Genomic DNA, 11391 nt, shown 5'->3' with positions numbered 1-11391 from the left:
ACCCGGCGCGGCGCGGGTGGTGGTGACGCTGCAGACCACCGGCGGATCGGGGCGACGCTGGTGGTTCCTCAACGGCGAGCCGCTGGACGCGGCGGGGGCCGGTGCGAGCCTGACGCTGGAGCGGTTGGATAGCTATCAGCTGGTGGTGATGGATGAGGCGGGGCAGGTTGCGGCGGCGAACTTCACTCTGCAATAAGTCGGAGAGATAAAGCCCTGCGGTTTGTGTTGCTAAAACTCGTCTTATTTTAACAAAATGTTACCTTCATCCATAGGCAGCGCCTGAGTTGCTCTTTATAATGCGCGCCAGGCCATACGATCGTATGCCCAACAACATAAAATTTTATTAGAGGTAATCATGGCTATTGAACGTACTTTTTCCATCATTAAACCAAACGCGGTGGCAAAAAACGTTATTGGCGGCATCTTTTCTCGCTTCGAAGCTGCAGGGTTCAAAATCGTTGGCACCAAAATGCTGCACCTGACCGTTGAGCAGGCTCGCGGTTTCTACGCCGAGCACGAAGGTCGCCCGTTCTTTGATGGTCTGGTTGAGTTCATGACTTCCGGCCCGATCGTGGTATCCGTTCTGGAAAGCGAAAATGCCGTGCAGCGTCACCGTGACCTGCTGGGCGCAACTAACCCGGACAACGCGCTGGCCGGCACCCTGCGTGCAGACTACGCTGACAGCTTCACCGAGAACGGCACCCACGGTTCCGACTCCGTTGAATCCGCTGCCCGCGAAATCGCGTTCTTCTTCGCCGAAGGCGAGGTTTGCCCGCGCACCCGCTAATCCTCGTCGTCTTTTCGACCGTCGCGGCGTTGGCTGCGCGCGTTCACCCCGGTCACATAGCTATCTATGCTCCCGGGGATTTACTTGCTTGCCGCCTTGCGACAATCGAAAAGCCATAGAGGGTGAAGTACGCAGCAACAGATTTTTTCATCATTGCCGCGTGCAAACGTGGTATTGATACACCAGACTTTGTACAATGCAGCGCCCCTGGACGAGCACTCGTTCATTGGGGCGCTTCTTTTTTCAACCCACCTGGGGCCATAACGTGTAACAACGAGGCCGGAATAGATTATGTCTGAACATATTGTCACGCCTGATAACGCCGCTCTGACGGTGCCGAACAAAGACGCCAAAATTAACCTGCTGGATCTGAATCGTCAGCAGCTGCGCGAGTTTTTCAAAAACATGGGCGAGAAGCCCTTCCGCGCCGATCAGGTGATGAAATGGATGTATCACTACTGCAGCGATGACTTTGATGATATGACCGATATCAACAAGGTCCTGCGCAATAAGCTGAAGGAAGTCGCGGAAATTCGCGCGCCGGAAGTCGTCGAAGAGCAGCGCTCCAGCGATGGTACCATCAAATGGGCGATTGCCGTCGGCGATCAGCGCGTTGAAACGGTCTATATCCCGGAGGACGATCGCGCGACGCTGTGCGTCTCCTCTCAGGTTGGCTGTGCGTTAGAGTGTAAATTCTGTTCAACGGCGCAGCAGGGCTTTAACCGCAACCTGCGGGTCTCTGAAATTATCGGCCAGGTTTGGCGCGCGGCGAAAATCGTCGGCGCGGCAAAAATTACCGGCCAGCGTCCGATCACCAACGTGGTGATGATGGGGATGGGCGAGCCGCTGCTGAACCTGACCAACGTCGTACCGGCGATGGAAATCATGCTCGACGACTTTGGTTTTGGCCTCTCCAAGCGTCGCGTGACGCTCTCCACTTCCGGCGTGGTCCCGGCGCTGGACAAGCTCGGCGATATGATCGACGTCGCGCTGGCCATCTCTCTGCATGCGCCGAACGATACGATTCGCGATGAGATCGTGCCGATCAACAAAAAGTACAACATCGAGACTTTCCTGAACTCGGTGCGCGGCTATATTTCCAAGTCCAACGCCAACCAGGGCCGGGTGACCATCGAATACGTCATGCTCGATCACGTCAACGACGGCACCGAGCATGCGCACGAGCTGGCAGAGCTGCTGAAGAATACGCCGTGCAAGATCAACCTGATCCCATGGAACCCGTTCCCGGGCGCGCCGTATGGCCGCAGCTCCAACAGCCGCATCGATCGTTTCTCCAAGGTGCTGATGGATTATGGCTTCACCACCATCGTGCGTAAAACGCGCGGCGACGATATCGATGCCGCCTGCGGACAGCTTGCCGGTGACGTTATCGACCGCACCAAACGTACGCTGCGCAAGCGTATGCAGGGCGAAACGATTGACGTGAAAGCGATCTGACAAATGCGCAGCGCGCAATATTTCACGCGCGCTGCATCATTATGTTTCCTCGGTAGGCGAACCAGGCTGATTCGGCCAATAATTACGGTGCGTTTTTGTCGACTTTGAGGCAGTATGTAGCGGCACAACAACCGCTTAGCATTCAATATTGATAAGTATCTGTGATAGTTCGCCATACGGACTTATACTGTGTGTTTGACGCTTTGCAGATGTTTCGCGGCGCGGGGTTTACCGGCGCTGAACTTTAAATTTCACGTACCAGTAGTTGTCGAATGAATACTGAAGCCACTCAAGATCATCAAGAAGCAAACACTACGGGCACGCGTCTGCGCAATGCCCGCGAACAACTCGGACTCAGCCAGCAAGCGGTGGCTGAGCGCTTATGCCTGAAGGTTTCCACGGTTCGTGATATCGAAGACGACAAGGCGCCAGCCGACCTCGCTTCAACCTTCCTGCGCGGCTACATCCGCTCCTATGCGCGTCTGGTGCATATTCCGGAAGAAGAGCTGCTGCCGATGATGGCAAAACAGGCGCCTATTCGCGCGGCGAAAGTTGCGCCGATGCAGAGCTTCTCTCTGGGCAAACGCCGTAAAAAGCGCGACGGCTGGCTGATGAGCTTCACCTGGCTGGTGCTGTTTGTGGTGATTGGCCTGAGCGGCGCCTGGTGGTGGCAAGACCATAAGGCGCAGCAGGAAGAGATTACCACGATGGCCGACCAGTCAACCGCCGAGCTGAATGCGGGCGACAGCGGCAGCCAGAGCATTCCCTTAGATAACGGTGCCGATAACACGGCGCCGGACGTAGCGAACAGCGCGCCTGTGGATACCTCAGCCGCGCCGGCTCCTGCCCCGGCGGCTCCGGCTGCGACCGCGGCGAATAATAACGCCGTCGTTGCCCCGTCTCAGGCGCAGGTCGATACCGCAGCAGGCGCTGCGGCTCCGGCCTCTCCGCTGCCAACCGATCAGGCGAACGTGACCGCAGCCGCTGCGGCTCAGGATCTGGTCCTGAACTTCTCTGCCGACTGCTGGCTGGAAGTGAGCGATGCAACCGGCAAGAAGCTGTTCAGCGGTTTGCAACGTAAGGGCGGTAACCTGAACTTAAGCGGCCAGGCACCTTATAAGCTGAAAATCGGTGCGCCGGCTGCGGTACAGATTCAGTATCTGGGTAAACCAGTCGATTTGAGTCGTTTTATCAGAACTAACCAGGTTGCGCGTCTGACCCTTAATGCCGAAACATCACCGGCGCAGTAACAGACGGGTAACGCGGGAGATTTTTCATGCATAACCAGGCTCCGATTCAACGTAGAAAATCGAAACGAATTTACGTTGGGAATGTGCCGATTGGCGATGGCGCCCCCATCGCCGTCCAGTCGATGACCAATACGCGCACCACCGATGTGGCCGCGACCGTAAATCAAATCAAAGCCCTTGAGCGCGTTGGCGCGGATATCGTCCGCGTCTCCGTACCGACGATGGATGCGGCGGAAGCGTTCAGGCTCATCAAACAGCAGGTCAACGTACCGCTGGTCGCCGATATCCACTTTGACTACCGTATCGCCCTGAAAGTGGCGGAGTACGGGGTGGATTGTCTGCGTATCAACCCGGGCAATATCGGCAACGAAGAGCGCATTCGCACGGTTGTTGACTGCGCCCGCGATAAAAACATTCCTATCCGCATCGGCGTTAACGCCGGGTCGCTGGAAAAAGATCTGCAGGAAAAGTACGGCGAGCCGACGCCGCAGGCGCTGCTGGAATCCGCCATGCGCCACGTCGATCATCTCGATCGTCTGAATTTCGACCAGTTCAAGGTCAGCGTCAAGGCGTCGGATGTGTTCCTCGCGGTGGAATCCTATCGTCTGCTGGCGAAGCAGATCGATCAGCCTCTGCATCTTGGGATCACCGAAGCCGGCGGCGCCCGTAGCGGCGCGGTAAAATCGGCGATCGGCCTCGGCCTGCTGCTTAACGAAGGGATCGGCGACACGCTGCGCGTTTCGCTGGCGGCGGATCCGGTTGAAGAGATCAAGGTTGGGTTCGATATCCTGAAGTCTCTGCGCATTCGCGCCCGCGGGATCAACTTCATCGCCTGCCCGACCTGTTCGCGTCAGGAGTTTGACGTGATCGGGACCGTTAACGCGCTGGAGCAGCGGCTGGAAGATATCATTACCCCGATGGATATTTCGATCATCGGCTGCGTGGTGAATGGCCCAGGCGAAGCGCTGGTTTCGACGCTCGGCGTCACCGGCGGCAATAAGAAGAGCGGCCTGTACGAAGACGGCGTGCGTAGAGACCGGCTGGATAACGACGATATGATCGCTCAGCTCGAGGCGCGTATCCGTGCGAAAGCCTCGATGCTTGATGAAGCGCGCCGTATTGACGTCCAGCAGGTTGAAGAGAAATAATCCGGGGCAGCGTAAGACTTCCCGTGTATGATTGGACCCGCGGGCGCAACGCGCCGGGGTTCATTTTTGTATATATATAAAGAGAATAAACGTGGCAAAGAACATTCAAGCCATCCGTGGCATGAACGATTATCTGCCGGGCGAGACCGCTCTCTGGCAGCGCATTGAAGGCTCACTGAAACAGGTGCTCGGCAGCTACGGTTACAGCGAAATTCGGTTGCCGATTGTAGAGCAGACCCCGTTATTCAAGCGCGCGATCGGCGAAGTGACCGACGTGGTTGAAAAAGAGATGTACACCTTTGAGGACCGCAACGGCGATAGCCTGACGCTGCGTCCGGAAGGGACTGCGGGCTGCGTACGTGCCGGCATCGAGCATGGTCTTCTGTACAATCAAGAACAGCGTCTGTGGTACGTCGGTCCGATGTTCCGCCATGAGCGTCCGCAGAAGGGCCGCTATCGCCAGTTCCATCAGATGGGGGTTGAAGTCTTTGGTCTGCAGGGACCGGATATCGACGCCGAGCTGATTATGCTCACCGCCCGCTGGTGGCGTGAGCTGGGTATCTCTGAGCACGTCGCGCTGGAGCTGAACTCCATCGGTTCGCTGGAAGCGCGCGCCAGCTATCGCGATGCGCTGGTCGCCTATCTTGAGCAGTTTAAAGATAAGCTCGACGAAGACTGCAAACGCCGCATGTACACCAATCCGCTGCGCGTTCTGGACTCCAAGAATCCGGAAGTGCAGGCGTTGCTGAACGATGCGCCGGCGCTGGGCGACTACCTGGATGAAGAGTCCAGGCAGCACTTTGCCGGCCTGTGCGCGCTGCTGGACGACGCGGGCATCGCCTATACCGTTAACCAGCGCCTGGTGCGCGGGCTCGATTACTATAACCGCACCGTGTTTGAGTGGGTAACCACCAGCCTCGGTTCGCAGGGAACCGTCTGCGCAGGCGGCCGCTATGACGGTCTGGTCGAGCAGCTGGGCGGGCGCGCAGCGCCGGGAGTCGGCTTTGCGATGGGGCTGGAACGTCTTGTTTTACTGGTCCAGGCCGTTAATCCGGAATTTAAAGCCGATCCTGTTGTCGATATATACCTGGTAGCCTCCGGAACCGATACCCAGTCCGCAGCGATGCGTCTGGCTGAGCGGGTTCGCGATGAGCTGCCCGGCGTTAAGCTGATGACCAACCACGGCGGCGGCAACTTTAAGAAACAGTTCGGCCGTGCTGATAAGTGGGGCGCTCGCATTGCTCTGGTGGTGGGTGAATCAGAAATTGCTGACGGAAACGTGGTAGTGAAGGATTTACGCTCAGGTGAGCAAACTACCGTAACGCAGGATAGCGTTGCCGCGCATTTGCGCACACTTCTGGGTTAATCTCCCGGGAATCATTAGTCAGGAGAAGGACTGCGTGGAAACGTATAACAACGAAAACGATCAGGTCGATGCGCTCAAGCGTTTCTTTGCCGAAAATGGCAAAGCGCTGGCCGTTGGGGTGATTTTAGGGATTGGGGCGCTGGTTGGCTGGCGCTACTGGAGCTCTCATCAGCAGGATACGGCCAGAGACTCCTCTTTAGCCTATGAGAATGCCATTTCCGCGCTTAAATCGGACAAGCCTGAAGCGCTAAGTTCGGCGCAGAAGTTCGCTGCTGACAGCAAAAATGCCTACGGGGCGTTTGCCTCCCTGGAGCTGGCGCAGCGCTTTGTTGAGAAAAACGATCTGCAGAGCGCTGAAAAGCAGCTTCAGCAGGGATTAGCCGCCGCCCCGGATGATAATCTGAAGTCGGTTATCAACATGCGTCTTGCTCGCGTGCAGCTGCAGCTGAAAAATCCTGATGCGGCGCTGAAGACCCTTGAGGGGATCAAAGGCGAAGGCTGGACCGCGATTGTTGCCGATCTTCGCGGTGAGATTCTGCTGGATAAAGGCGACAAGCAGGGCGCTCGCGCGGCGTGGGAAGCGGGCGTGAAAAGCGATGCTTCACCGGCGCTCAGCGAAATGATGCGTATGAAAATAAATAATTTGTCCATCTGAGAGGGACTCGATGCAATTGCGTAAATTACTTTTGCCAGGGCTGCTTTCCGTTACCTTATTAAGCGGTTGTTCGTTGTTTAACAGCGAAGAAGATGTGGTGAAAATGTCGCCACTGCCGACGGTGGAAAATCAGTTTACGCCGTCCACGTCCTGGAGCACCTCAGTTGGCGATGGTATCGGCGAATTTTACTCTAACCTCCATCCGGCCTTTGCCGACGGCGTGGTCTACGCGGCCGACCGTAAAGGCACCGTTAAAGCGCTGGGCGCTGACGACGGGAAAGAGGTGTGGTCGGTGAACCTGGCCGAGAAAGACGGCTGGTTCTCCCGCACGCCGGCGCTGCTCTCCGGTGGCGTCACCGTCTCCGGCGGTCACGTCTATATCGGCAGTGAAAAAGCGCAGCTGTTTGCCCTGAATACCAGCGATGGTACCGTGGCATGGCAGACCCGCGTGGCCGGTGAAGCGATTTCTCGTCCGGTGGTCAGCGACGGCATGGTGCTGGTTCACACCAGCAACGGCCAGCTGCAGGCGCTGAACGAAGCCGACGGCGCGGTGAAGTGGACCGTCAACCTGGATATGCCGGCGCTTTCTCTGCGCGGTGAATCCGCACCGGCGACCGCCTATGGCGCGGCCATCGTTGGCGGCGACAACGGTCGCGTTAGCGCGGTATTGATGCAGCAGGGTCAGATCATCTGGCAGCAGCGCATCTCTCAGGCCACTGGCCCGACTGAAATCGATCGCCTGAACGACGTTGATACTACTCCGGTTATCGTCAACGGCGTGGTGTATACGCTCGCTTACAACGGCAACCTGACCGCGCTGGATCTGCGCAGCGGCCAGATCATGTGGAAACGCGAGCTTGGCTCGGTGAACGACTTTATCGTTGACGGCAACCGTATCTACCTGGTCGATCAGAACGATCGCCTGCTGGCGTTGACCACCGAAGGCGGCGTGACGCTGTGGACGCAAAGCGATTTACTGCATCGCCTGCTGACCGCTCCGGTGTTGTATAATGGAAATCTGGTCGTCGGCGATAGCGAAGGCTACATGCACTGGGTGAACCCGGAAGATGGGCACTTTGTGGCTCAGCAGAAGGTTGACAGCTCCGGCTTCCGTACTGACCCCATCGTGGCTGACGGTCGCCTGCTCATCCAGGCAACGGACGGTACGCTGTACTCGATTACGCGTTAAGTTGCGCGGTAGTCAGGATTGAAAAACGGCCCCTGGTATACAGGGGCCGTTTTCCTGTTTTTAAAAGCGTCGTGAAAAACGACGTTGCATAGTAATTTGTATGAGGCATTTAACATGATACCTGTGGTCGCGCTTGTCGGGCGCCCTAACGTTGGAAAATCCACGCTCTTCAACCGCCTGACCCGCACTCGTGATGCGCTGGTCGCGGATTTTCCGGGGCTGACTCGTGACCGTAAGTACGGTCGTGCTGAAGTAGAAGGACGTGAATTTATCTGTATCGATACCGGCGGTATCGATGGCACGGAAGATGGCGTTGAAACACGCATGGCTGAACAATCGCTGATGGCGATTGAAGAAGCCGACGTGGTGCTGTTTATGGTTGATGCGCGCGCCGGCCTGATGCCTGCGGATACGGCGATCGCCAAGCACCTCCGCTCTCGTGAGAAGCCAACCTTCCTGGTGGCGAACAAAACTGACGGCATCGATGCCGACCAGGCCATTGCCGACTTCTGGACGCTGGGCCTCGGTGACATCCACCCGATCGCAGCCTCGCACGGTCGCGGCGTGACCAGCCTGCTGGAGCACGTGCTGCTGCCGTGGGCGGAAGAGATCGACCCGTCGGAAGAAGTTGATGAAGACGCCGCCTACTGGGCGCAGTTTGAAGCTGAGCAGAACGGCGAATTGCCGGAAGAGCCGGAGGATGACTTTAATCCGCAGGATCTGCCGATTAAGCTGGCCATCGTTGGTCGTCCGAACGTCGGTAAGTCAACGCTGACTAACCGTATTCTCGGTGAAGATCGCGTCGTGGTCTACGACATGCCGGGCACTACCCGTGACAGCATTTATATTCCGATGCAGCGCGATGAGCGCGAATACGTCCTGATTGATACCGCGGGCGTACGTAAGCGCGGCAAAATTACCGATGTTGTAGAAAAGTTCTCGGTTATCAAAACGCTGCAGGCGATCGAAGACGCCAACGTGGTGCTGCTGGTTATCGATGCGCGGGAAGGTATTTCCGATCAGGATCTCTCCCTGCTGGGCTTTATCCTCAACAGCGGCCGCTCGCTGGTGATCGTCGTCAACAAGTGGGACGGCCTGAGCCAGGAGGTCAGAGAGCAGGTGAAAGAAACCCTCGACTTCCGTCTGGGCTTTATCGATTTCGCCCGCGTGCACTTTATCTCTGCCCTGCACGGCAGCGGCGTCGGCAACCTGTTTGAGTCGGTACGCGAAGCCTATGACAGCGCGACCCGTCGCGTGAGCACGGCGATGCTGACCCGCATTATGACTATGGCGGCGGAAGACCATCAGCCGCCGCTGGTACGCGGCCGTCGCGTGAAGCTGAAATATGCCCACGCCGGTGGTTATAACCCGCCGATCGTGGTGATCCACGGCAACCAGGTCAAAGACCTGCCGGACTCCTATAAACGCTATCTGATGAACTACTTCCGCAAATCGCTGGAAGTTATGGGTACGCCGATCCGTATCCAGTTCAAAGAGGGCGAGAACCCGTTTGCCAACAAACGCAATACCCTGACGCCGAACCAGATGCGTAAGCGTAAGCGCTTGATTAAGCACATCAGGAAAAGCAAATAAGAGATAAACCCGCCGCTGGCGGGTTTTTTATTGCCGCAGAGCGCAGCATTCACCGCGCAATCTACCCGGCGTTCCGCCATAATTCCCTTATTATTTCAGAGGATTACTTTGTGCTAACGGGAGTGGGAACGATGCAGGCAGGATTTATTGGGCTGGGCGCGGTGGTGGAGACGGCCTGGCTGCCGGCGCTGAAAAACCTGGCGCTACCGCTGGCGGCGTGCTGGGGTTTTGATAGCGATCCTCAGCGGATGCCGGAGGGCGTTAGCCGCTGCGGCTCGCTGGCCGCGCTGCTGGCAAAGACGCTGGACATCCTGTTTATTACCACCGCCTCACTGCAGCATCTTCCGGTGCTGGAAGCGGCGCTCGCCTCCTCCTGCCCGCGAATTGTGGTGGAAAAGCCGATCGTCGCGACCCTGCAGCAGATTGCGCATCTACGCGCGCTGCTGCGCGCGCCGGAAAACGCCCGCCGGGTGCTGGCGCTCGACCACTGGATGGCGCGCGACGGCGCGCTAAAGCTGGCGCTGGGCCAGCTGGATGCCCGCTGGCAGCCGGAGAGCGGGGGGCAGGTCGACCTTCCGCTGCTCTCCTCGCCGCAGGATATTGCGCGTATTGACGGCTTTCTCCAGGAGCCCAGCGGGTTTGACGAGCGGGGCGACCCGGTGGCGCTGAATTTTGCTACCGGCAGGCCGGATACGCGCCGGCTGCGCCATCCCGACGGGGTGATCCTGGATATTGGCACCCACGTGCTGGCGATGCTGCGGGAAACGATCCGCTCCTGCGGCGGCGACGACCGAATTTACCTTGCGGTACGGCAGGCGAAAGATCGTCTGGGCCAGGCGATTGCCCCCGGCGATACGCAAACTGCGGAAGGGGAGGCGCATCTGCAGGGGGAGCTGAGCGGGATCCCGCTCAATATCTGGCTCAACAAGTATGCCGGTCCTGCGGGAGGGCTGAAGGGTATGCGGATAGCGCTGCGCGACGGGCGGACGATAGTTCTTGACCGCCGTGAGAATAGCGAAGTGGTTGAGCTCGTTGCCGGCGAGCAGGTGCAGCGCTGGCGGCGGGCCGGTGCGATCTACGAGCACTGCCTGGGGGAACATATTCTCGGCGCGGACAGCCTGTTTGCGCGCGCCCCCGATGAGGTCGCGCGGCTGACCCGGCGGCGCATCGACGAGGTGGCTCTACTGCTGCAGCTTCAGCAGCAATTGCGCGGCCCGCACTGAACGGCGGTCGTGGTAAACTGGGCAGACGAAAACTGCGTAAGGAATCACCATGGAACTTGCCTGCCCCCTTTGCCACACGCCGCTGGAGCTGCAGGGCGGCCGCGCGCACTGCGGCCGCTGTGAACAAGACTTTGCCGTAGAAGCACGTTGTCCCGATTGCCACCGGCCGCTGGAGGTCTTAAAGGCCTGCGGGGCGATCGACTATTTTTGCCAGCACGGGCACGGGTTGATTTCGAAGAAGCGCGTTGAGTTCGCGCTGCCTGACCAGGCGTAGCTATTTCTTTTTCGCGCGGGCTTTTTTGACCGGCACGATCGCCTTCACTTCGCTTTCGACCCAGCCGTCGTTTAAGCGGGTGGTCAGCAGATCGCCCGCCTTCACCTGCTTCGTTTGCTTCAGGACGCTGCCGTCGCTGGCGGAGGTGACGCTATAGCCGCGGGCGAGGGTCGCCAGCGGGCTGACGGCTTCGAGGTGGGTTACCGTATTGCCGAAACGCTCGCGCTGTTCGCTCAGGCGCGCGCGGATGCTCTCGGCGAGACGATACTCCAGCTGCTGGATACGCGACTGGCCGCGGTGAATACGCGGCTGCGGATTGTGCGCGTTCAGGCGCTGCAGGGCGCGCTGTTGGCGCTGATCGGCGCGCTTCATCTGCGTATCAAGCGCCAGACGCATCCGCTGGCGCAGCCGCTCAAGCGCCGTCTGCTGACGCACCAGGCGCAGCTGC

The 11391-nt window shown here is 58.5% G+C and carries 12 protein-coding genes; 11 read left to right on the top strand and 1 reads right to left on the bottom strand.

Going from position 1 to position 11391, the window contains the following annotated elements:
- The 11 genes from PFH44_RS20015 to PFH44_RS19965 form a co-directional block, all read left to right on the top strand.
- A partial coding sequence (locus PFH44_RS20015) for a hypothetical protein (RefSeq protein ID WP_283825922.1) occupies positions 1-196 on the top strand: 196 nt, incomplete at its 5' end.
- Between the two features lie 159 nt (positions 197-355).
- On the top strand, positions 356-787 hold the full coding sequence (ndk, locus tag PFH44_RS20010) for a nucleoside-diphosphate kinase (protein WP_041146713.1): 432 nt from the start codon (positions 356-358) through the stop codon (positions 785-787).
- A 291-nt stretch (positions 788-1078) separates the two neighbouring features.
- Positions 1079-2245 (top strand): dual-specificity RNA methyltransferase RlmN, encoded by a 1167-nt coding sequence (rlmN, locus tag PFH44_RS20005; protein WP_045856312.1) that lies wholly within the window; start codon positions 1079-1081, stop codon positions 2243-2245.
- Between the two features lie 272 nt (positions 2246-2517).
- The gene (gene rodZ, locus PFH44_RS20000) at positions 2518-3495 is read left to right on the top strand and encodes a cytoskeleton protein RodZ (RefSeq protein WP_283825921.1); all 978 of its coding nucleotides are present in this window, start codon (positions 2518-2520) and stop codon (positions 3493-3495) included.
- Between the two features lie 26 nt (positions 3496-3521).
- Positions 3522-4643, top strand: coding sequence for a flavodoxin-dependent (E)-4-hydroxy-3-methylbut-2-enyl-diphosphate synthase (gene ispG, locus PFH44_RS19995; RefSeq protein ID WP_045856306.1), 1122 nt, complete (start codon positions 3522-3524; stop codon positions 4641-4643).
- A 91-nt stretch (positions 4644-4734) separates the two neighbouring features.
- Positions 4735-6009, top strand: coding sequence for a histidine--tRNA ligase (gene hisS / locus PFH44_RS19990; protein WP_045856304.1), 1275 nt, complete (start codon positions 4735-4737; stop codon positions 6007-6009).
- Between the two features lie 34 nt (positions 6010-6043).
- On the top strand, positions 6044-6664 hold the full coding sequence (locus tag PFH44_RS19985; RefSeq protein WP_283825920.1) for a YfgM family protein: 621 nt from the start codon (positions 6044-6046) through the stop codon (positions 6662-6664).
- Between the two features lie 10 nt (positions 6665-6674).
- Positions 6675-7853, top strand: a complete 1179-nt coding sequence (gene bamB, locus PFH44_RS19980; protein WP_041146707.1) for an outer membrane protein assembly factor BamB — start codon at positions 6675-6677, stop codon at positions 7851-7853.
- A gap of 114 nt (positions 7854-7967) precedes the next feature.
- Positions 7968-9446, top strand: a complete 1479-nt coding sequence (gene der, locus PFH44_RS19975) for a ribosome biogenesis GTPase Der (protein WP_045856301.1) — start codon at positions 7968-7970, stop codon at positions 9444-9446.
- A gap of 131 nt (positions 9447-9577) precedes the next feature.
- Positions 9578-10669 (top strand): Gfo/Idh/MocA family oxidoreductase, encoded by a 1092-nt coding sequence (locus tag PFH44_RS19970; protein ID WP_283825923.1) that lies wholly within the window; start codon positions 9578-9580, stop codon positions 10667-10669.
- A gap of 49 nt (positions 10670-10718) precedes the next feature.
- Positions 10719-10943, top strand: a complete 225-nt coding sequence (locus tag PFH44_RS19965; protein WP_045856297.1) for a zinc ribbon domain-containing protein — start codon at positions 10719-10721, stop codon at positions 10941-10943.
- On the opposite strand, the gene PFH44_RS19960 is transcribed toward PFH44_RS19965, so the two are convergent.
- Positions 10944-11391 (bottom strand): exodeoxyribonuclease VII large subunit (locus PFH44_RS19960; RefSeq protein ID WP_283825919.1); only part of this gene is annotated, 448 nt, incomplete at its 5' end.

The sequence above is a fragment of the Klebsiella sp. Ech2A genome, from assembly GCF_030078455.1.
Classification (GTDB): domain Bacteria; phylum Pseudomonadota; class Gammaproteobacteria; order Enterobacterales; family Enterobacteriaceae; genus Klebsiella; species Klebsiella terrigena.
Note: the sequence above shows the minus strand (reverse complement) of the source record. Positions and strands in the feature narration are given on the sequence as shown.